This is a genomic window from Oleiphilus sp. HI0066 (assembly GCF_001635725.1).
In genome coordinates, this window is the sequence record NZ_LWFH01001296.1 from 1 (window position 1) to 648 (window position 648).

At 45.7% G+C, this 648-nt stretch carries 1 protein-coding gene; it reads left to right on the forward strand.

Annotation, left to right across the window (positions count from 1 at the left end):
• A partial coding sequence (locus tag A3738_RS18815) for a response regulator (protein ID WP_156504341.1) occupies window positions 1–648 on the forward strand: 648 nt, incomplete at both ends.

A 648-nucleotide genomic window follows, 5' to 3' on the forward strand; every position in this document is an offset into this window, starting at 1 on the left:
CATCAGCCGAAGTTAAAAGGTCAGCCTTTGCCATTGCCCGTCATTTTGGTTCGAGGCACCGATCAACCTATGGCGTTACAAGTTGACAGCTTGATGGGTTCTCGAGAGATAGTAGTAAAAAGTTTAGGCATGCAGTTCAGCGAGGTGCATGGCGTCTCAGGGGCAACGATTCTTGGTGATGGTAGTGTTGTTGTGATCCTCGATTTACCGGCATTGATTCGTGAAGAGTCAGCAGGTGTCATGGATGTTCTAGATACTGATGGAAATGTTGATACACAGAACGAAACACCACTTGTGATGGTTGTTGATGACTCGGTTACAGTAAGAAAAGTATCGACGCGCTTGCTCGAACGCAATGGTATGGATGTCGTTACAGCAAAAGACGGGGTTGATGCCATTGCACAGCTTCAAGATACCAAGCCAGATGTCATGTTGTTAGATATTGAGATGCCTCGTATGGACGGGTTTGAAGTAGCAACACTTGTACGCCACGATGAACGTTTGAAAGATGTTCCGATTATTATGATTACCTCACGAACGGGCCAAAAGCACCGAGATCGTGCGATGTCGATTGGTGTAAATGAATACATGGGTAAGCCGTTCCAAGAGCAAGAACTGTTGCAGAAAATTGAAGAAGTTCTTGCTGCT